The organism is Streptomyces murinus, assembly GCF_002154555.1.
GTDB lineage: Bacteria > Actinomycetota > Actinomycetes > Streptomycetales > Streptomycetaceae > Streptomyces > Streptomyces murinus.
The window spans coordinates 1-19,975 of record NZ_MUNF01000043.1 but is presented as its reverse complement, the minus strand read 5'-3'; the positions used below and the strand labels follow the sequence as shown (position 1 = coordinate 19,975).

16 protein-coding genes are annotated in these 19,975 nt (G+C 71.8%); 8 read left to right on the top strand and 8 right to left on the bottom strand.

Features of this window, described 5'->3' with window-relative positions; translation table 11 throughout:
* Nucleotides 1-76: 76 nt before the first annotated feature.
* Genes CCN72_RS03555 through CCN72_RS03535 form a run of 5 tightly spaced genes read right to left on the bottom strand, consistent with a single transcriptional unit; the run spans nucleotide 77 to nucleotide 5,711 of the window.
* Nucleotides 77-1,387 carry a DUF58 domain-containing protein gene (locus tag CCN72_RS03555; RefSeq protein WP_086806281.1) on the bottom strand — a complete coding sequence of 437 codons (1,311 nt, stop codon included), beginning with the start codon at nucleotides 1,385-1,387 and terminating at the stop codon, nucleotides 77-79.
* Nucleotides 1,387-2,379 carry an AAA family ATPase gene (locus CCN72_RS03550; protein ID WP_086806280.1) on the bottom strand — a complete coding sequence of 331 codons (993 nt, stop codon included), beginning with the start codon at nucleotides 2,377-2,379 and terminating at the stop codon, nucleotides 1,387-1,389. The genes CCN72_RS03555 and CCN72_RS03550 overlap by 1 nt, the downstream gene beginning before the upstream one ends.
* Nucleotides 2,376-3,572, bottom strand: coding sequence for a DUF4350 domain-containing protein (locus CCN72_RS03545; protein WP_086806279.1), 1,197 nt, complete (start codon nucleotides 3,570-3,572; stop codon nucleotides 2,376-2,378). The genes CCN72_RS03550 and CCN72_RS03545 overlap by 4 nt, the downstream gene beginning before the upstream one ends.
* Nucleotides 3,569-4,303, bottom strand: coding sequence for a DUF4129 domain-containing protein (locus CCN72_RS03540; protein WP_086806284.1), 735 nt, complete (start codon nucleotides 4,301-4,303; stop codon nucleotides 3,569-3,571). The genes CCN72_RS03545 and CCN72_RS03540 overlap by 4 nt, the downstream gene beginning before the upstream one ends.
* 52 nt (nucleotides 4,304-4,355) lie before the next feature.
* The gene (locus CCN72_RS03535) at nucleotides 4,356-5,711 is read right to left on the bottom strand and encodes a DUF7847 domain-containing protein (protein WP_086806278.1); all 1,356 of its coding nucleotides are present in this window, start codon (nucleotides 5,709-5,711) and stop codon (nucleotides 4,356-4,358) included.
* 140 nt (nucleotides 5,712-5,851) lie between these two features.
* On the opposite strand from CCN72_RS03535, the gene mtnA reads away from it, so the two are divergent.
* The 7 genes from mtnA (at nucleotide 5,852) to CCN72_RS03500 (ending at nucleotide 14,716) form a co-directional block, all read left to right on the top strand.
* Nucleotides 5,852-6,994 carry an S-methyl-5-thioribose-1-phosphate isomerase gene (gene mtnA / locus CCN72_RS03530; RefSeq protein ID WP_086806277.1) on the top strand — a complete coding sequence of 381 codons (1,143 nt, stop codon included), beginning with the start codon at nucleotides 5,852-5,854 and terminating at the stop codon, nucleotides 6,992-6,994.
* Between the two features lie 144 nt (nucleotides 6,995-7,138).
* Nucleotides 7,139-7,828: a two-component system response regulator MtrA gene (gene mtrA / locus CCN72_RS03525; RefSeq protein ID WP_187279108.1), complete on the top strand. Its 690-nt coding sequence runs from the start codon at nucleotides 7,139-7,141 to the stop codon at nucleotides 7,826-7,828.
* Between the two features lies 1 nt (nucleotide 7,829).
* Nucleotides 7,830-9,935: an MtrAB system histidine kinase MtrB gene (gene mtrB, locus CCN72_RS03520; RefSeq protein WP_086806276.1), complete on the top strand. Its 2,106-nt coding sequence runs from the start codon at nucleotides 7,830-7,832 to the stop codon at nucleotides 9,933-9,935.
* Nucleotides 9,925-11,757: an LpqB family beta-propeller domain-containing protein gene (locus tag CCN72_RS03515; RefSeq protein WP_208637907.1), complete on the top strand. Its 1,833-nt coding sequence runs from the start codon at nucleotides 9,925-9,927 to the stop codon at nucleotides 11,755-11,757. Before mtrB ends, CCN72_RS03515 begins: the two co-directional genes overlap by 11 nt.
* Nucleotides 11,758-11,902: 145 nt before the next feature.
* Nucleotides 11,903-12,748: a ComF family protein gene (locus tag CCN72_RS03510; protein ID WP_086806282.1), complete on the top strand. Its 846-nt coding sequence runs from the start codon at nucleotides 11,903-11,905 to the stop codon at nucleotides 12,746-12,748.
* Nucleotides 12,749-13,062: 314 nt separating this feature from the next.
* A complete protein-coding gene (hpf, locus tag CCN72_RS03505) occupies nucleotides 13,063-13,755 on the top strand; it encodes a ribosome hibernation-promoting factor, HPF/YfiA family (protein WP_107430054.1) in 693 nt (230 codons plus the stop codon).
* A gap of 205 nt (nucleotides 13,756-13,960) precedes the next feature.
* Nucleotides 13,961-14,716, top strand: a complete 756-nt coding sequence (locus tag CCN72_RS03500; protein WP_037661626.1) for a response regulator — start codon at nucleotides 13,961-13,963, stop codon at nucleotides 14,714-14,716.
* A 17-nt stretch (nucleotides 14,717-14,733) separates the two neighbouring features.
* Here CCN72_RS03500 and CCN72_RS03495 read toward each other — a convergent pair whose 3' ends face one another.
* Together CCN72_RS03495 and CCN72_RS03490 are read right to left on the bottom strand one after the other, a co-directional pair.
* Nucleotides 14,734-15,909: a winged helix-turn-helix domain-containing protein gene (locus CCN72_RS03495; protein ID WP_086806275.1), complete on the bottom strand. Its 1,176-nt coding sequence runs from the start codon at nucleotides 15,907-15,909 to the stop codon at nucleotides 14,734-14,736.
* A gap of 49 nt (nucleotides 15,910-15,958) precedes the next feature.
* Nucleotides 15,959-16,531, bottom strand: coding sequence for a GNAT family N-acetyltransferase (locus tag CCN72_RS03490; protein WP_086806274.1), 573 nt, complete (start codon nucleotides 16,529-16,531; stop codon nucleotides 15,959-15,961).
* A gap of 253 nt (nucleotides 16,532-16,784) precedes the next feature.
* On the opposite strand from CCN72_RS03490, the gene secA reads away from it, so the two are divergent.
* On the top strand, nucleotides 16,785-19,598 hold the full coding sequence (gene secA / locus CCN72_RS03485; RefSeq protein ID WP_086806273.1) for a preprotein translocase subunit SecA: 2,814 nt from the start codon (nucleotides 16,785-16,787) through the stop codon (nucleotides 19,596-19,598).
* Nucleotides 19,599-19,756: 158 nt separating this feature from the next.
* On the opposite strand, the gene CCN72_RS03480 is transcribed toward secA, so the two are convergent.
* A partial coding sequence (locus tag CCN72_RS03480; protein WP_086806272.1) for an Rv3235 family protein occupies nucleotides 19,757-19,975 on the bottom strand: 219 nt, incomplete at its 5' end.

Below are 19,975 nucleotides of genomic sequence, written 5' to 3'. Positions count from 1 at the left end.
TTTCTGCGTTCCCGGACAATTTCGGGGACAGATTCTGGCACGGTGGTACCCCGAAGGGCAGCGAATCGGCGGTCGCTTACAGTCGACCCGCCGCCTTCAGGGCCAGATACGCGTCCGCCAGGGCCGGGGCCAGATCCTCCGGGGTCGCGTCGACCACGGTGACACCGTGCCGGCGCAACTTGTCCGCGGTGCGCTGACGTTCGTCCTGCGCCTGGGCCGCTGCCGCTGCCTCGTACACGGACTCCGCACTGCCCCGGGCCTTCGCCATGTGCGCGATATAGGGGTCGGCCACCGCGGCGACCAGGACCGTATGGCGATGCGTGAGCTGGGGGAGCACCGGGAGCAGTCCCTGTTCCACCGGTGCCGCGTCCAGCGTGGTGAGCAGGACGATCAGGGAACGCCGGGGCGCCGTGCGCAGGGCCATCGAGGTCAGCCCCCGGCTGTCGGTCTCCACGAGCTCCGGTTCTAGCGTGGCCATCGCGTTGACGAGGGAGGGCAGCAACTCGTTGGCGGAGCGGTTCTGGACCAGGGCGCGTGCCCGGCGGTCGTAGGCGAGCAGGTCCACGCGGTCGCCGGCCCGGGAGGCGAGCGCCGCGAGCAGCAGCGCCGCGTCCATGGCGGCGTCCAGCCGAGGGGCGTCGCCCACCCGGCCGGCCGAGGTGCGACCGGTGTCCAGCACGAGAAGGATGTGGCGGTCGCGTTCGGGGCGCCAGGTGCGCAGGGCGACCGTGGTCTGCCGGGCGGTGGCCCGCCAGTCGATCGAGCGGGTGTCGTCGCCGGGGACGTACTCGCGAAGACTGTCGAATTCCGTTCCCTCACCGCGTGTCAAAACGCTTGTACGACCGTCGAGTTCACGCAATCGAGCGAGTTTCGACGGAAGATGCTTTCGGCTCGTGAACGGGGGCAGAACCCGTACAGACCAGGGCACCCGATGGGCGCCCTGGCGGGAGAACAGCCCGAGGGGGCCGTAGGAGCGGATCGTCACACGATCGGCTTGGCGGTCACCCCGGCGGGTGGGACGTAGCCGGGTGGTGACCCGTCTGCGCTCACCTGAAGGCACGGTCAGCTGATGCCGGGACGACTCGACCTCCGTTCCGGGCAGCCAGCTGCTGGGCGGCCAGCCGTCCCGGAGCTTCGCCCGCAGCACCCGGCGCGACGGGTTGGCGACCGTGAGCGTCACCTCGGCGGCTTCACCGAGCCGGGCGGTGGTGTCGCCCGAGCGGTTCAGGACCAGGCGTCGTACGGGCGCGGCCAGCGCGAAGTCGCAGGCGCAGGCCAGGGCAAGCGGGCCGTTGACCGCGAGGATGCCCGTCCAGCCCGGTTCCAGGATGCCGACCGGGAGGGAGCCGAGGGCCGCGAGCAGGGCGGCGCGTCCGGTGAGCGCCATCAGCGGGGAACCGGGACATGGGCGAGGACGGCGTTGATGACCGAGTCGGCCGTCACGCCCTCCATCTCCGCCTCCGGGCGCAGTTGGACACGATGCCGCAGGGTCGGCAGGGCGAGGGCCTTGACGTCGTCCGGGGTGACGTAGTCCCGGCCGGTCAGCCAGGCCCAGGCGCGGGCGGTGGACAGAAGGGCCGTGGCCCCACGGGGGGACACGCCCATGGTGAGGGAAGGGGATTCGCGGGTGGCACGGCAGATATCGACGACATAGGCCGTGATCTCGGGGGAGACGGTCGTCGCGGCGACCGCGGCACGTGCCGCATCGAGGTCGGCGGGGCCGGCGACGGGGCGTATGCCCGCGGCGCGCAGATCACGGGGGTCGAAGCCCGAGGCGTGGCGGGTGAGGACGTCGATCTCGTTCTCGCGGGAGGGCAGCGGGATCGTCAGCTTCAGTAGGAACCGGTCCAGTTGGGCCTCGGGGAGGGGGTAGGTGCCCTCGTACTCGACCGGGTTCTGCGTCGCGGCGACGAGGAACGGCTCAGGGAGCGGACGGGGAGTGCCGTCGACCGTGACCTGACGCTCCTCCATGGCCTCCAGGAGGGCGGACTGGGTCTTGGGCGGGGTGCGGTTGATCTCGTCCGCGAGCAGGAGGTGGGTGAAGACCGGGCCGGGCTGGAAGGAGAACTCGGCGGAGCGGGTGTCGTAGACGAGGGAGCCGGTGATGTCGCTCGGCATCAGATCGGGGGTGAACTGGACGCGCTTGGTGTCGAGTTCGAGGGCGGACGCGAGGGCGCGCACGAGCAGCGTCTTGGCGACTCCGGGGACGCCTTCGAGCAGGACATGCCCGCGGCACAGGAGGGCGACGACGAGGCCGGTCACGGCGGGGTCCTGGCCGACCACGGCTTTGGCGATCTCGGCGCGCAGGGATTCCAGGGAGGCGCGGGGGTCGCCCGCGAGCTTGGTCAGCCCGGCGTTGTCGGTGGTCGGGTCCGTCATGAACGGCGTACCTCTCTTTCGAGGGCGTCGAGTTGGTCGGTGAGTGCGATCAGGGCCGTGTCGTCGCCGGGTGGCGGCCCGAAGAGCAGGGGGCGCAAGTCCTGGCCGTCTCCGGGGAGATGGGCGGACAGCGCGGGGAGCAGGGCCTCGGGCGCGTGCGCCTGGGCGACGGGCACCCCGACGAGCGGGGCGAGGCGGGTGCGGGCGGCGGAGCGCAGCGCTGCGGCGGCGCGGTCGCGGGCGTTGGCCTTGCGGTAGAGGCGGGCGCGGCCTTCGGTGGTCTCGGAGGCGCGGATCGCGACGGGGAGCCTTTCGGGCACCAGGGGTCCGAAGCGGCGTCCCCGCCAGAAGGCGGCGAGCACGGCCGCGATGAACAGCTGGAGGGTGGCCCAGGGCCAGCCCGAGGGGATCAGGTCGAAGAAGCTCTTGTCGTCGCCGGCGGCGGCGGGGGTGTCGGAGAGCGAGGGGAGGTACCAGACCAGATGGGGGCGGGAGCCGAGGAGTTGCAGGGCGAGCGAGGCGTTGCCCCGCTTGTCGAGGCGGTCGTTGTAGAGGATGTCGGGGGCGCCGAGCACGACGGTGTCGCCCCCGGAGGCGGCCGGGACGCGCAGCAGGGTGGCGAGCCGTGCGCTGGGGTAGCAGGAGTCGGCGTCGAGCCGGGTGGTGGTGTAGCGGACGCCGCCGGTGTCGGCGCGGCCCGCGCGCCGGGCCTCGGGCAGGGCGCACGCGGGGGCCAGGGTGGAGGCGAGGCTGTCGGCGGGGTCGGCGCTGACCCCGGGGGCGAGCCGGCCGATGGACCAGCCGCTCGCTCCGACGAGGACGGTGCGCCCGCCGGAGGGCGCGGTCGCCCGGTGCAGTTCGCTCTGCTGACCCTTGGTGAGCCGGTCGGGGACGGCGACCAGGAGGGTGGTGTCGGGGCCCGCGGCGGCGCGGGCGGCGCGCAGGGTGGTGACCACGCGCGTGGTGACCCCGCGGTCGGCCAGCAACTGGGCGACGGCGCGGCTGCCGTAGGGGTCGGCGGAGCGCGGGTCCAGCTGGCCGTGCCGCTCGGTGGAGCGTACGGCGGCGATGGCGACGGCCGCGGCCAGGAGCAGGACGGCGGCGAGGACGATGCCTCGCGTCCGGGTCCATACCGTGCGGGCCGTGGGCGCGGTGGAGGTGGAGGCGGTCGGCGCCGCGGCCTCGGTGGTCACTCGGCGGCCCCCCGGCTGCTGCTGTGGGCCGTACTGGCCGCGCTGTCGGCGTGCGCGGGCCTGGCGCGTTCCAGGTCGCGGTCGAGTTCGGCGAGGCGCTGGTACGACTGCTCGCTCCCGGCGCGTCCGCCGTATGTCACATCGTCGAACTCCCGGGCGGCGGCGCGCAGTCGGCCGGTGTGCGCGGGCAGGGCGCGGCCGGCCTCGGCGGCGGCCTCGTCGGCGGTGCGGCCCGGCCGGATGTCGAGCACGGCGCGCTCCTCCAGGGAGCGGACGACGGCGCGCATGCGTTCCTGGACGGCCTGGCTCCAGTGGCTCTGGGCCGCGTGTGCCTCGGCGGCCGCGCGGTGTTCGGCGGCGCTGCGCGGGCCGTCGTCGAACAGGACGGCGGCGGTGCGGGCCGGGCGGCGGCGCGGGGTGCCCAGGCGCCACCACAGGGCGGCCAGTACGGCGAGGACGAAGAGGATCACCACCAGGAGGCCGACCGCGCCGCCGGGAGTCGGTCCTGCGGCGCTGCCGAACAGATCGTCGAGCCAGTTCCAGAACGCCTTCAGGGCGCGCTCGAAGAGGCTGGGATCGTTCTCGTGGTACATGCGCTTGGCCAGTTCGCGCCGGGCCGCCTCGCGGGCGGGGTCGCGCGGGATGGTCACCGGTGGCGTGTCACCGGGACCGCCGGCCGCGAGGACGGATGTGCCCGAGGCGCGCAGCAGGCCGTGTACGGCTGTGGCCACGGCGCCGGGCGAACCCGGCGCCGTGAACGATCCCCCCGTGAAGAGCACCCGGTCAGCTCCCCGGGACCGGGCCGGGGGCGCCGGCGGGCGCCGGGGTGCCCTGGACACCGGCGGCGCGGGCCAGTTCGAGGTCGAGGCCCTCACGCCGGATGCGCTGGTCGATGTAGAGGAACACGGTGACGCACGCGGACATCGGCAGGGTGAGGGTGGTGCCGATCATCGCGCCGATGCCGACGATCATCAGGAAGGTCCAGCTGAGGTGTCCGCCGCCTTGGCCCAGCAGGCTGGACAGGCCGTCGTCGCTCGTGATCAGGGCGATGACGGTGAAGGGGATCGAGATGACCACCCTGACGACAGCGACGATGAGTCCGGCGAGCAGCTGGATGCCGAGGATGCGCCACCAGGAGCCGTTCACCAGCTTGGCGGAGCGGCGCAGGGAGTGCATGATGCCCTGCTTCTCCAGCATCAGCGCGGGCGCGGCCAGCGAGAAACGCACCGTCAGCCACATGAGGACGACCATCCCGGCGCCGAAGCCGAGGACCAGGAGCGCGACTCCGGCGACCCGGCTGCCGGCGAGGAAGCCGATGACGCCGGGCACCGAGGCGACCAGCATGACGCCGAGGCCGAGGAGACCGAGCAGGAGCATCTGGCCGAACAGCTTCAGCAGCTGCGGGCGGGCCTCCCGCCATGCCTCGCCCAGGGTGGCCGGCCTGCCCAGGACCGCGCGACTGGTCACGCTCGTCAGCATCGCGGTGGCGATGAGGGTGCCGATCAGGGTGATCAGGCCCAGGATGATGGAGCTGAGGAAGGACTCGCCCATGACACGCAGCGCCTCGGCGGGCGGCATGGTCGGGTCGCCGAGGGACGTCCTTTCGACGGTCCTGTTCAGGAAGTAGCCCTGGACGAGGACCGCGATGACCTCCGTGACCACCGCGAGCGCGAGGGATATGCCGAGGACCGTGCGCCAGTAGGTGCGCAGGGTGGAGACGGCGCCGTCGAGGATCTCGCCGACGCCGAGCGGGCGCAGCGGGATGACGCCGGGCTTGGCCGCGGGCGGGGGACCGCCCCAGCCGCCGCCCCAGGCTCCGTACCCGTGGGGCGCCCCGTAGCCGGGAGCGCCGTAGCCAGGGGGGCCTCCGTAGCCGCCGGGTGCTCCGGGCCGGGGACCGCCCCAGCCCGGGCCGGGCGGCGGGGCCTGGCCCGGGGCACCGGTGGGCGTGGACCACTGGCCGGGTGGCGGCTGTTGGCCGGACCACTGCGCGCCTGGGCCCTGCGGCTGCGGGCCCGGCTGCGGCGCGGGTGCGCCGGAGCCGTTTCCGGGCTGGTCGGCGGTGTCGGACGCGCCGGGTTCCCGTCCCTCGGGCGTCGGGTCGGATCCGGGCGAGGCCCAGCCCGGAGTGTCTGTCATCGGAGCTCCTTCTCGGTGCCCGTCCGCGGTCGCGGCGGCAGGTTGGTGGACATCGTGCCATGGCGTGGTCAAGTCGGGTCCGGGCGAGGTACGGGCCGGATGTCTTCAGTCGGCCGCGGTGTCCGGGGCAGACTGACGGCATGGCTGATCATCAGGCACGAAGCGGCGGGGACGAACGGCCGTCCGGAATACCGGCGATCCGATGGGAGGAACCACCCGAAGGTCCCGTACTGGTCCTTCTCGATCAGACGAGGCTTCCCGCGGAGGAGGTCGAGCTGGTGTGCACGGACGCGCCGGCGCTGGTGGAGGCGATCCGTTCGCTCGCCGTGCGCGGGGCGCCGCTGCTCGGTATCGCCGGGGCGTACGGCGTCGCGCTCGCCGCCGCGCGGGGCTTCGACGTGCCCGAGGCGGCGCGCTCCATCGAGGAGGCCCGGCCCACCGCGGTGAACCTGTCCGTCGGTGTGCGCCGGGCGCGGGCCGCGCACGAGGCGGAGCTGGCCCGCGGCGGCGACCCGGCCGCGGCGGCCGCCGCGGCGCTGGCCGCCGCGCGGACGCTGCACCGGCAGGACGCCGAGGCCAGCGCCCGGATGGCGGCCCACGGTCTGGCGCTGCTGGACGAGCTGCTGCCCGGCGGCGGGCACCGGATCCTCACCCACTGCAACACCGGGGCGCTGGTCTCGGGTGGTGAGGGCACGGCCTTCGCGGTGGCGCTCGCGGCGCACCGCGTGGGGCGGCTGCGGCGGCTGTGGGTGGACGAGACCCGCCCGCTGCTCCAGGGCGCACGCCTGACGGCGTACGAGGCGGCCCGCAACGGGATGGCGTACACCCTGCTCACCGACAACGCGGCGGGCTCGCTGTTCGCGGCGGGCGAGGTGGACGCGGTGCTGATCGGGGCGGACCGGATCGCGGCGGACGGCTCGGTGGCGAACAAGGTGGGCAGCTACCCGCTCGCCGTGCTCGCGCGTCACCACGGGGTGCCGTTCATCGTGGTGGCGCCGCTGACCACCATCGATCCGGACACCCTCGACGGCGCGTCCATCGAGGTCGAGCAGCGTCCCGGCTTCGAGGTGACCGAGGTGGTGGCACCGCAGGCGCAGATCACGGGGCCCGGCGGCGGGATCCCGGTGGCACCGTTGGGGACGCAGGCGTACAACCCGGCGTTCGATGTGACACCACCCGAGCTGGTGACGGCCATCGTCACCGAGGAGGGTGCCGTCACGCCGGTGTCGGGCGAGGCGCTCGCGGGGGTCTGCAAGCGGGCGCGCGAGGCGGCGGCCGGCTGACCGGAGCGCGGCGCCGGACCCGGATCCGGCGCCGCGGGGCGCCCCGCGAGACGGCCGGGGGCAGACAGTGACGGTCCCGTACGACTATCGTCACAGGCCAGTGAGCCTGCTCACCTGCGCCTCTGCCGTCGTTACGAGAATGGGATGATGTCGTTTATGAAGGGACGAGTCCTTGTCGTCGACGACGACACCGCACTGGCCGAGATGCTCGGCATCGTGCTGCGTGGTGAAGGTTTTGAGCCGTCTTTCGTAGCCGACGGCGACAAGGCGCTGGCCGCGTTCCGTGAGAGCAAGCCCGATCTGGTGCTGCTGGACCTGATGCTGCCCGGACGGGACGGCATCGAGGTGTGCCGGCTGATCCGCGCCGAGTCCGGCGTGCCGATCGTGATGCTCACGGCCAAGAGCGACACCGTGGATGTCGTGGTCGGCCTGGAGTCGGGCGCGGACGACTACATCGTCAAGCCGTTCAAGCCGAAGGAACTGGTGGCGCGGATCCGGGCGCGGCTGCGGCGCTCCGAGGAGCCGGCGCCCGAGCAGCTGACCATCGGTGACCTGGTCATCGACGTGGCCGGGCACTCGGTGAAGCGGGACGGGCAGTCGATCGCGCTGACCCCGCTGGAGTTCGACCTGCTGGTCGCGCTCGCCCGCAAGCCCTGGCAGGTCTTCACCCGTGAGGTGCTGCTGGAGCAGGTGTGGGGCTACCGCCACGCCGCCGACACCCGCCTGGTCAACGTGCATGTCCAGCGGCTGCGCTCCAAGGTCGAGAAGGACCCGGAGCGGCCGGAGATCGTGGTGACCGTCCGTGGTGTCGGTTACAAGGCGGGACCGAGCTGACATGTCCGGGGACAGTGTCGCTTCGGGGTCCGGCATGCCCGGGGACCGTCCGAAGCGGCCTGTCGGCCGGACGGCGGCGGGTACACGCTTGAGGCGGCTCTTCGAGGGCGGACTGTTTCAGGGCGGGGTGCAGGGCAGCCCGGTCCTGCGGCTCTTCCTGCGCTGGGTGCGCCGCCCGCTGCTGCCGGTGATGCGGCTGTGGCGGCGCAACATCCAGCTCAGGGTCGTCGCCACCACGCTGCTGATGTCACTGGGCGTCGTCCTGCTGCTCGGCTTCGTCGTGATCGGGCAGGTGCGCAACGGCCTGCTGGACGCGAAGGTGCGGGCCTCGCAGAGCCAGGCCACGGGCGGTTTCGCGGTGGCCAAGCAGCGCGCCGACGAGGCGGCGGGCACCAACGGCACGGGCACCGCTCCCGCCGACGGCAGCACGGACGGCACCGCGGGCCCGGACGGCCGGCCCACGCAGAACGTCATCCAGTGGATGAGCGACCTCGTGGAGTCGCTGTCCAGCGGCGGCGCGGGCGCCTTCGACGTGGTGACGCTGCCCGTCGACGACGACAGCGGCGGCGGCCGCAGCCCGCGCGGCTCCGGCAACGTCAACCCGACCTCCAGCGTCCCCTCCGACCTGCGTGACCGGGTCAACAACGGCACGACGGCCGCCCAGAGCTACACCCGGATCGTCTACTCCAACGGCAAGGACGCGCAGCCCGCGCTGGTCATCGGCAAGCAGGTCAACGACCCGAACGGGCGGCCGTACGAGCTGTACTACCTCTTCCCGCTCACGCAGGAGGAGAAGTCCCTCAGCCTGGTCAAGGGCACCCTGGCGACCGCCGGGCTGTTCGTCGTCGTCCTGCTGGGCGCCATCGCCTGGCTGGTGGTGCGGCAGGTCGTCACGCCGGTGCGGATGGCGGCCGGGATCGCCGAGCGGCTGTCCGCCGGTCACCTCCAGGAGCGCATGAAGGTCACCGGCGAGGACGACATCGCCCGGTTGGGCGAGGCGTTCAACAAGATGGCGCAGAACCTCCAGGGCAAGATCCAGCAGCTGGAGGACCTGTCACGGATGCAGCGCCGGTTCGTCTCGGACGTCTCGCACGAGCTGCGCACCCCGCTGACGACGGTCCGGATGGCCGCCGATGTCATCCATGAGGCCCGCGAGGACTTCGACCCGGTGACCGCGCGCTCCGCCGAGCTGCTCGCCGACCAGCTGGACCGCTTCGAGTCGCTGCTCGCGGACCTGCTGGAGATCAGCCGCTTCGACGCGGGAGCCGCGGCCCTGGAGGCCGAGCCGATCGACCTCAGGGAGGTCGTACGGCGCGTGGTCGGCGGTGCCGAGCCGCTCGCCGAGCGCAAGGGCACCCGGATACGGGTGGTCGGCGACCTCCAGCCCGTGGTCGCCGAGGCCGACGCCCGGCGGGTGGAGCGGGTGCTGCGCAATCTCGTCGTCAACGCCGTCGAGCACGGTGAGGGCAAGGACGTCATCGTCAAGCTGGCCTCCGCCGGCGGCGCGGTCGCTGTCGCGGTGCGCGACTACGGCGTCGGGCTCAAGCCGGGCGAGGCGACCCGTGTGTTCAGCCGCTTCTGGCGGGCCGACCCGGCCCGCGCCCGCACCACCGGCGGCACCGGCCTCGGGCTGTCGATCGCCCTGGAGGACGCGCGGCTGCACGGCGGCTGGCTCCAGGCATGGGGCGAGCCGGGCGGCGGTTCGCAGTTCCGGCTGACGCTGCCCAGGACTGCGGACGAGCCGCTGCGGGGCTCGCCGATACCGCTGGAGCCCAAGGACGCGCGCCGCAGGCGCCGCCCCGACGACTCCGGGACGCCCCGCACGGAGAAGCGGGCGACCGTTCCGGCGCAGCAGCGCGGCGGCCATGCGCCCGCGCTGCCCCCGCGCGCCCCCGTCGCACCGACCGTCGACCCGACCGCGCTGCCGGGCAACGGCAACGGCGCGCGCGTGGTGTCCCGGCCCACGGGGCCGGTACGGCGCCCGGAGGAACGGCCCGCCGCGGATCCGGGGGCGGACAGTGGGGCCGTACGACCGGAAGCCGATCGGCGGGAGACAGCGCGGCCGGGGGATTCGACCGAGCCAGGGGAGGCATTTCGTGGGCGCTGACCGCGAGGGGGGCGCCCGGCGGAAGTCGTGGCGCGCGGCGGCGTACACCGCCTTGGGGGTCGTTCTGCTGGCCGGGTGCGCCTCGATGCCCGACAGCGGTGATCTACGGGACGTGGAGTCCACGCCCCGGCAGGACACCGGGGTACGGGTGTTCGCCATGCCGCCCTCCGAGGACGCCAAGCCGGGCGTGATCATGCAGGGCTTCCTGGAGGCGCTGACCAGCGACGACCCGGCGTACGACACCGCCCGCAAGTACCTGACGGACGACGCCGCGCGCACCTGGCGGCCGGAGGAGTCGACCACGGTGCTCGCGAACGGGCCGAGCATCGAGACCGACTGCCACCAGGGCAGCCGGGAGACGGCCAAGAGCGTCACCTGTGTGCTGAGCGGCACCCAGGTGGCCACGGTCGACTCGAAGCAGGCTTACGAGCCCGCGGCCGGCACCTACCGCAAGAAGGTGCATCTGAGCCAGGACAGCAAGACCAGGCAGTGGCGCATCGACGAGCTGCCCGACGGCGTGGTCATGGGCAAGTCGGACTTCCAGCGCAACTACACGTCCGTCGACAAGTACTACTTCGCCTCCGGTACGGCGGTCGGGTCGGCCGGGGAGCCGGTGGCGGTCGCCGATCCGGTGTTCGTGCGCAGCAAGGTCGACGCGATGACGCAGATGGTCCGCTCGGTGCTGGCAGGACCGTCCGGATGGCTCGGTCCGGTGGTGCGCTCCAGTTTCCCGACCGGTACGGCCCTTCAGAAGGGCGTGTCCGGGTTGGCGCCGGACGACCAGAACCGGCTGACGGTGCCCCTGAACCTCAAGGAGTCGCGGGTCTCGGCGTCCAAGTGCACCGAGATGGCCACCCAGCTGCTGTTCACGCTGCGGAACCTGGCGCCGACCCTGGAAGCCGTCGAGTTGCGGGGCACCGGCGGCCACCGGCTGTGCGATCTGACCGAGCAGCGCGCCGAGTCCGCCGCCTGGCACGGCTCGTCCAAGCGGCCCGAATACCTGTACTACGTCGACGGCAAGCACCGGCTGGTGCAGATGCCGACCGGGAGCACCGGCACCGGGTCGGTGCAGGTTCCGGGCGCGCTCGGCGAGGGCGACAAGACGCTCCAGTCGGTGGCCGTGTCGCGGGACGAGCGCAGCGTGGCCGCGGTCGACGACTACGGCGCGACGCTGCGCGTGACATCGCTGACCGCGGACGGCTCGCTCGGCAACGCGCTGGTCACCAGCAAGGGCCCGACGCCCGCCGACCGGCTGACCACACCCAGCTGGGACGCGCGCGGCGACCTGTGGGTGGCCGACCGCGACCCGCAGGCCACGGGCCTGTACGTCGTGGAGCACGGCGTCGCCAAGGCGGAGAAGGTCACCGTCCCGTCCCTGCCCGGCCGGATCAAGGACGTCCGGGTGGCCGCCGACGGCGTGCGGATCGCGCTGGTCGTGGAGAAGGACGGCAAGCAGTCCCTGCAAATCGGCCGGATCGAGCGCGAGGACCGGACCGGGGAGGCGCCCTCGGTGGTCGAACTCCGTCCCGCCGCGCCCGACTTGGAGCAGGTCAGCACCATGACCTGGGCCGGGGACAGTCAGCTGCTGGTGGTCGGGCAGGAGCAGGGCGGCGTGCAGCAGATGCGCTACGTCCAGGTCGACGGCGCCACGCTCGACGGTCCGGCGCCCGGCACGCTGCCCGGGGTGAAGGCGATCGCCGCCTCCGAGGACGAGCGGGTGCCGCTGGTGGCCTACTCGGACGACGGGATCGTCCGGCTGCCGACCGGGGCGCAGTGGCAGAAGGTCGACAAGGACGGGACGGCACCGGTCTATCCGGGCTGACACGGCTGACAGGGCCGACAGCGCTGGTCGAAGGAGCCTGGCCGAGGACGCCGGCCCCAGCCCGGCCAACGGCCCCTGCGAGTTATCCACAGGCCGTTGTCCACAGGGGTGGTGGGCCGGCTCCGGCCTTGGCACAGTGGTGGTCATGCGGGGGTGGTGGCGGGACTTCACCGACCTGGTGCTGCCGGCCGACTGCGCGGGCTGTGGAGCACCTCGTACGACGCTCTGCGCGCGCTGCCGGACCGCGCTGGCCGGGAGCGCGCCCCGGCGGGTGCGGCCGCAGCCGGAGCCGGCCGGACTTCCCGCGGTGTACGCGTCGGCGCCGTATGCGGAGGCGGTGCGCGCGCTGCTTCTCGCGCACAAGGAGCGGGGCGCGCTGACGCTCACGGGAGCGCTGGGTGCGGCCTTGGCGGGGGCCGTGCGGGCGGGCCTCGACGCGTCGGCCGGGACGGGGACTTCGGGGACCGTCGTGCTCGTGCCGGTGCCCTCCGCGCGGTGGGCCGTGCGGGCGCGGGGGCACGATCCGGTACGGCGGATGGCGCTCGCGGCGGCCGGGGAGCTGCGGCGCGCCGGGACACCGGCCCGGGTGGCGGCGGTGCTGCGCCAGCGCAGGCCCGTGGCCGACCAGGCGGGGCTGGACGCGCGGCGACGACTGGCGAACATGGCGGGCGCGCTGGAGGTGACGGCGGGCGGGGACCGGCTGCTCGCCGGGGGCCGGGTCGTGCTCGTCGACGACCTCGTCACCACCGGCGCCAGTCTCGCGGAGGCGGCACGTGCCCTGCGAATCGGAGAGTCAAGAGCTGTGTACAAGAACGCAACTCGGGAAGGAAGGGAGGAACGAAGTACCGGAGGGCCGGAGAAGGCGAAGTGGGAGACAGGGAAGTGGGTGCATGGTGCAGCGAAAAAGACCGTGGCGAACGCCCTCGGACCGCCGCTGCGTGCGGCCGTGATCGCCGCTCCTGCGGATTCTTTCGAAATAAACAGGAACTGACCGCCGACCTGCATCGTTGCAGGTAGTGAGAGGGTTTATTCACCTGAACGGAGGTACGCCGCAGTAGAGGGTGACGACATCCGTCCGGGCGAGATATGTTCGGTTGTGAGGAAAGAGGCGCAGGCCACACCTCTCATATCCGAATGCCGTGCTGCGGGTTTTGCGCAATCACCCGCGCCGGTGGGGTGGAGATCCCGCCCTTGGGGGAGGAGGAGGTGGACGTCACCGAGTCCGAGGTCCGGTGCTCACCGGACCTGGTGCAAAAGGGAGATGCTCCGCCGAAGCAGCGGAGCGATCCGGGAACGGAGTTCTGCGTGGACATCGTCGTCAAAGGCCGCAAGACCGAGGTGCCCGAGCGGTTCCGCAAGCACGTGGCCGAGAAGCTGAAGCTGGAGAAGATCCAGAAGCTCGATGGCAAGGTGATCAGCCTCGACGTCGAGGTGTCCAAGGAGCCCAACCCTCGACAGGCCGACCGCTGCGACCGGGTGGAGATCACGCTCCGCTCCCGGGGCCCGGTGATCCGGGCGGAGGCAGCGGCCAGTGACCCGTACGCGGCACTCGACATGGCGGCGGAAAAGTTGGACGCGCGACTGCGCAAGCAGCACGACAAGCGGTTCTCGCGCCGCGGCGCACGGCGGATCTCGGCGGCGGAGGTCCCCGACCACGTACCGGGCGCGGCGACGCTGAACGGAAACGGCGTCCCGGTGGCGGAGGACGAGACGGACGGAGTGCCGACCACGAAGATCGGCTCGCTCGAGGTCAAGGGTGAAGGCCCCCTCGTCGTCCGCGAGAAGACCCACGTCGCCTCCCCGATGAGCCTGGACCAGGCCCTCTACGAGATGGAACTGGTCGGCCATGACTTCTACTTGTTCGTCGACTCCGAGACGAAGGAGCCGAGCGTCGTCTACCGGCGCCACGCCTACGACTACGGCGTGATCCACCTCAGCACGGACCCGATGGTCGCCGAGGCGCAGCCCCCAGCGGCAGGGGGCACGCTGGGCGGCTGACCGCCCGGGATCGAAGCCCGACCGGTGCCCCTGGAGCGCGCGTGCGCCCCCGGGGCACCAGTGTGCGACCACTTCGCGCCGCGCACGGCGCCTCGGTGTCGTTCCGGCATGAAATCATGGCCGCAAGGGCCCAACCGGTGGGCCGCTGCCTTGGGTTGGCGATGGCACGGGACCACACAGGCCACAGCCTTCAGGGGGAGGAACGATGGCGGACACCTTCGGACCGATGCGGAGCGAGGAGGCCGACGACACCGACGACGGTGTACTCGGCAGGTGCCTCGACGGGGGCTCTTCGCGGGATGAACCGATCAGAGTCCTGGTGGTGGACGACCACGCGCTCTTCAGACGCGGACTGGAGATCGTGCTCGCGGCCGAGGAGGACATCCAGGTCGTCGGCGAGGCGGGCGACGGCGCCGAGGCCGTGGACAAGGCCGCCGATCTGCTGCCGGACATCGTGCTGATGGATGTCCGGATGCCCCGGCGCGGGGGGATCGAGGCGTGCACCTCCATCAAGGAGGTCGCCCCCAGCGCGAAGATCATCATGCTGACGATCAGCGACGAGGAGGCCGACCTCTACGACGCGATCAAGGCGGGCGCCACCGGATATCTGCTCAAGGAGATCTCCACCGACGAGGTGGCCACCGCCATTCGCGCGGTCGCCGACGGGCAGTCGCAGATCAGCCCGTCCATGGCGTCGAAACTCCTCACCGAGTTCAAGTCGATGATCCAGCGCACCGACGAGCGCCGGCTGGTGCCCGCGCCCCGGTTGACCGACCGGGAACTGGAAGTCCTCAAACTCGTCGCCACGGGGATGAACAACCGGGACATCGCCAAGGAGTTGTTCATCTCCGAGAACACCGTGAAGAACCACGTCCGCAACATCCTGGAGAAACTCCAGCTGCACTCCCGGATGGAGGCCGTGGTCTACGCGATGCGGGAGAAGATCCTGGAGATCCGCTAGCCGCCCGGCACTGCCCCTCAGCCGAGGGCGTGGGCGAGTTCCGCGGTGAGCGGGCCGCGCAGGGCGGGGTCGTCCACGCGCTCCACCCGGACGTTCGTGCAGTTCACCCAGGTGGCGGCCTCCAGCAGTGCCTGGGCGACCGCGGGGACCGCCCTGGGGCCGTCCAGGGTGACCTGCCGGGCCACCAGCGTGCGGCCCTCCCGCGCCGGGTCGACACGCCCGACGAGACGGCCGCCCGCGAGCACCGGCATGGCGAAGTAGCCGTACACCCGCTTGGGCTTGGGGGTGTACGCCTCCAGGCGGTGGGTGAAGCCGAAGATCCGTTCCGTACGCGCCCGTTCCCAGACCAGCGAGTCGAACGGCGAGAGCAGGGTGGTGCGGTGGCGGCCGCGCGGCGGGGTCGCGAGAGCCGCCGGATCCGCCCAGGCCGGCTTGCCCCAGCCCGCCACCTCGACCGGCACCAGACCCGAGTCCGCGAGCACCGCGTCCACCTGCTCGCCCTTCAGCCGGTGATAGTCGGCGATGTCCGAGCGGGTGCCCACGCCCAGGGACTCGCCGGCCAGCCGGACCAGGCGGCGCAGGCACTCGGCGTCGTCCAGCTCGTCGTGCAGCAGCGCGGTGGGGACGGCGCGCTCGGCGAGGTCGTACACCCGCTTCCAGCCGCGGCGTTCGACGCACACCACCTCGCCGTACATCAGCGCCCGTTCGACCGCAACCTTGGTGCCGGACCAGTCCCACCACTCGCTGGTGCGCTTCGCGCCGCCCAGTTCGGTCGCGGTCAGCGGGCCCTCGGTGTGCAGCTGCTTGAGGACCTGCTCGTAGACCCCGTCCGGGAGTTCGTGGTTCCAGTGCGGGCGGTTGCGGTAGGCGCGGCGGCGGAAGGCGAAGTGCGGCCACTCCTCGACGGGCAGCAGACAGGCGGCGTGCGACCAGTACTCGAAGGCGTGCGTGTCCTTCCAGTAGGCGTCCTCCACCGTGGTGCGGCCGACGGCGCCGAGGCGGGCGTACGGCACCAGTTCGTGCGACCGGGCGAGGACGGAGATCGTGTCGAGCTGGACCGCGCCGAGGTGGCGCAGCACCCCGCGCACCCCGGCCCGCCGGTCGGGCGCGCCCAGCAGGCCCTGGGCCCGCAGGGCGATACGGCGGGCGTCGTCCGCGGTGAGCGTGATGGTCGGGCGCGGCAGGGTCGTCATGCCCCGGACGATAGAGGGTGCCACTGACAGTCCGCCCTGAGCTGCGGGTTCACCGAGCCGGCCCTGGCAGGTAGGGGGCGGTGGACGGCAGGCCGAGGTCCGAGGGCAGCAGGGAGGCGATCCAGCAGTCCCGGCGCACCCCCTTGTTGTTGACGGCAGAGCGCAGGGTGCCCTCCAGGGTGAAGCCCGCGCGTTCGGCGACCCCGCGCGAGCCGTGGTTGCCGACCTCGGCGCGCCACTCGACCCGGTCGACGCCCAGGTCGGTGAAGATCCAGCGGCAGGCGGCGAGCACGGCCTCCGTGACGTGGCCGAGGCCGCGGTGCTCCTTGGTGGCCCAGAAACCGACCTCCGCGGCGGCGGGGGCGCGCATGGTCAGGCTGAGCATGCCGGCCAGCTCCCCGCCGGCGAGGAAGATCCCCCAGGTGAACATCGAACCGTGCGCCCAGCCGCCCGGGACCATCTCCTCCGTGAAGCCGCGCGCGTGCTCGGGCAGGTACGGGGAGGGGATCGTGGTCCAGCGCTGGATGTCGGGGTCCTGGGCGGCCTCGTACACGGCCTCGGTGTCGGCCGGTCCGACGGCGCGCAGACGAAGACGGCCGGTGGTGAGCGTGACGGGTTCCATCGGGCGATTCTGCTCGTACCATCCCGCAAGGGCCATCGGTTTCCGCGATCCGTGAGCGCGCGATCACATTTCGCACAAATCCCTGCGCCGATGCGGCACTATCCGCATATCCCGTCCGTTGTTCCTGTGAAGCAGCGGCCGGGGTACCAGGCACTCCCGGCGCGGCGGGGTCCTCGCATACGATGGCCGTTGCTCAGTACGTCACATGGAAACCCGACCGTCCCAGGCCCGACCGGCAAGGAGACCAGCCCCCGTGTCCGTCCTCTCGAAGATCATGCGTGCAGGCGAAGGCAAGATCCTGCGCAAGCTGCACCGCATCGCGGACCAGGTCAACTCCATCGAAGAGGACTTCGTCGACCTCTCCGACGCCGAGCTGCGGGCCCTCACCGAGGAGTACAAGCAGCGGTACGCCGATGGTGAGAGCCTGGACGACCTGCTCCCCGAGGCGTTCGCCACCGTCCGCGAGGCCGCCAAGCGCGTCCTCGGCCAGCGTCACTACGACGTGCAGATGATGGGTGGCGCCGCGCTCCACCTCGGCTATGTGGCCGAGATGAAGACCGGCGAGGGCAAGACCCTCGTCGGCACTCTGCCCGCGTACCTGAACGCGCTGTCCGGCGACGGTGTCCACATCGTCACGGTCAATGACTACCTGGCCGAGCGCGACTCCGAGATGATGGGTCGCGTCCACAAGTTCCTGGGCCTCGACGTCGGCGTGATCCTCGCCAACATGACGCCGGCCCAGCGCCGCGAGCAGTACGCCTGCGACATCACGTACGGCACCAACAACGAGTTCGGCTTCGACTACCTGCGCGACAACATGGCGTGGTCGCAGGACGAACTGGTGCAGCGCGGCCACAACTTCGCCATCGTGGACGAGGTCGACTCCATCCTCGTGGACGAGGCCCGTACGCCGCTGATCATCTCCGGCCCGGCCGACCAGGCCACCAAGTGGTACGGCGACTTCGCCAAGCTCGTCCTGCGCCTGAAGAAGGGCGAGGCCGGAAACCCGCTCAAGGGCGTCGAGGAAACCGGCGACTATGACGTGGACGAGAAGAAGCGCACGGTCGCCATCCATGAGTCCGGTGTCAGCAAGGTCGAGGACTGGCTGGGCATCGACAACCTCTACGAGTCGGTGAACACCCCGCTCGTCGGCTACCTGAACAACGCCATCAAGGCGAAGGAACTGTTCAAGAAGGACAAGGACTACGTCGTCATCGACGGCGAGGTCATGATCGTCGACGAGCACACCGGCCGTATCCTCGCCGGCCGCCGCTACAACGAGGGCATGCACCAGGCGATCGAGGCGAAGGAAGGGGTGGACATCAAGGACGAGAACCAGACGCTGGCCACCATCACCCTCCAGAACTTCTTCCGCCTCTACAACAAGCTCTCCGGCATGACCGGTACGGCGATGACCGAGGCCGCCGAGTTCCACCAGATCTACAAGCTCGGCGTGGTCCCCATCCCGACCAACAAGCCGATGGTGCGCATGGACCAGTCGGACCTGATCTACCGCACCGAGGTGGCCAAGTTCGAGGCGGTCGTCGACGACATCGCCGAGAAGCACGAGAAGGGCCAGCCGATCCTCGTCGGCACCACCTCGGTCGAGAAGTCCGAGTACCTCTCGCAGCAGCTCAGCAAGCGCGGCATCCAGCACGAGGTGCTGAACGCCAAGCACCACGAGCGTGAGGCGTCGATCGTCGCCCAGGCCGGCCGCAAGGGCGCCGTCACGGTCGCCACCAACATGGCCGGCCGCGGTACGGACATCAAGCTCGGCGGCAACCCCGAGGACCTCGCCGAGGCGGAGCTGCGCCAGCGCGGCCTCGACCCCGAGGAGCACATCGAGGAGTGGGCCGCGGCGCTGCCCGCCGCCCTGGAGAAGGCCGAGCAGGCCGTCAAGGCGGAGAAGGACGAGGTCGAGGAGCTCGGCGGCCTGTACGTCCTCGGTACCGAGCGGCACGAGTCGCGGCGTATCGACAACCAGCTGCGCGGTCGTTCCGGCCGTCAGGGCGACCCCGGCGAGTCCCGCTTCTACCTCTCCCTCGGCGACGACCTGATGCGCCTGTTCAAGGCCCAGATGGTCGAGCGCGTGATGTCCATGGCGAACGTGCCGGACGACGTGCCGATCGAGAACAAGATGGTCACCCGCGCGATCGCCTCCGCGCAGTCGCAGGTCGAGCAGCAGAACTTCGAGACGCGTAAGAACGTCCTGAAGTACGACGAGGTGCTCAACCGGCAGCGCGAGGTCATCTACGGCGAGCGCCGGCGTGTGCTGGAGGGCGAGGACCTGCACGAGCAGATCCAGCACTTCATGGACGACACGATCGACGCGTACGTCGCCGCGGAGACCGCCGAGGGCTTCCCCGAGGACTGGGACCTGGAGCGGCTGTGGGGCGCCTTCAAGCAGCTCTACCCGGTGAAGGTCACCGTCGAGGAGCTGGAGGAGGCGGCCGGTGACCGTGCCGGTCTGACCGCCGAGTTCATCTCGGAGTCCATCAAGGAGGACATCCACCAGCAGTACGAGTCCCGTGAGGGTCAGCTCGGCTCCGAGATCATGCGTGAGCTGGAGCGGCGGGTCGTGCTGTCGGTCCTCGACCGCAAGTGGCGCGAGCACCTCTACGAGATGGACTACCTCCAGGAGGGCATCGGCCTGCGCGCGATGGCGCAGAAGGACCCGCTGGTCGAGTACCAGCGCGAGGGCTTCGACATGTTCACCGCGATGATGGAGGGCATCAAGGAGGAGTCCGTCGGCTATCTGTTCAACCTGGAGGTCCAGGTCGAGCAGCAGGTCGAGGAGGTCCCGGTCGAGGAGGCCGAGCAGGTCGGCGAGGGTGTCGAGGACGCGGTGCCGGCGCAGGCCGGTGCGGGGCGTCCGGAGATCCGCGCCAAGGGGCTCGATGTTCCGCAGCGCCGGGATCTGCACTTCTCCGCGCCCACGGTGGACGGCGAGGGCGGCATCGTCGAGCGCGACCTGGAGGACGACGGGCCGGTGCGGTCCGAGTCGGACGGGCTGACGCGGGCGGAGCGGCGCAAGCAGGCGAAGGGCGGGCGGCGTCGCAAGAAGTGACGCGCACTCCGTGAGGGGGCCGGGTTCCTTTGGAGCCCGGCCCCCTTCGCGTTACCGGTCGCTTGTGAAGTCGCAGGTCGCTTGTGAAGGGGCGCGGGGAACGGCGCGAGCGGCCACGACGGAGCCGCACCCGGCGGCGCGCGGGAGCGCCCTCGCGGCTACGGCAGGGGCCGTGGGCCCGTTTCCACCGCCGTGCAGCGCCAGCGCAGGTCCGCGCCCCGTTCGAGGCGGAAGGCCAGGGCGCGGAGCCGGCTGCCCGCCCCGACGCGGGCGAAGACCTCCAGCGCGCCCTCGCCGGCGACGTAGTAGCCGATGTCACGGACGACCGGCCGGGCGGTGCCCCGGGTGCGCAGGGGGCCCTCGGCGGCGAGGCGGGC

Bases quoted from the DNA above. Each gene is read 5' to 3' on its own strand.
- CCN72_RS03555 (WP_086806281.1), bottom strand. From the start codon at position 1,387: ATGGCGCTCACCGGACGCGCCGCCCTGCTCGCGGCCCTCGGCTCCCTC.
- CCN72_RS03550 (WP_086806280.1), bottom strand. From the start codon at position 2,379: ATGACGGACCCGACCACCGACAACGCCGGGCTGACCAAGCTCGCGGGC.
- CCN72_RS03535 (WP_086806278.1), bottom strand. From the start codon at position 5,711: ATGACAGACACTCCGGGCTGGGCCTCGCCCGGATCCGACCCGACGCCC.
- mtnA (WP_086806277.1), top strand. From the start codon at position 5,852: ATGGCTGATCATCAGGCACGAAGCGGCGGGGACGAACGGCCGTCCGGA.
- mtrA (WP_187279108.1), top strand. From the start codon at position 7,139: ATGATGTCGTTTATGAAGGGACGAGTCCTTGTCGTCGACGACGACACC.
- mtrB (WP_086806276.1), top strand. From the start codon at position 7,830: ATGTCCGGGGACAGTGTCGCTTCGGGGTCCGGCATGCCCGGGGACCGT.
- CCN72_RS03510 (WP_086806282.1), top strand. From the start codon at position 11,903: ATGCGGGGGTGGTGGCGGGACTTCACCGACCTGGTGCTGCCGGCCGAC.
- CCN72_RS03500 (WP_037661626.1), top strand. From the start codon at position 13,961: ATGGCGGACACCTTCGGACCGATGCGGAGCGAGGAGGCCGACGACACC.
- CCN72_RS03495 (WP_086806275.1), bottom strand. From the start codon at position 15,909: ATGACGACCCTGCCGCGCCCGACCATCACGCTCACCGCGGACGACGCC.
- CCN72_RS03490 (WP_086806274.1), bottom strand. From the start codon at position 16,531: ATGGAACCCGTCACGCTCACCACCGGCCGTCTTCGTCTGCGCGCCGTC.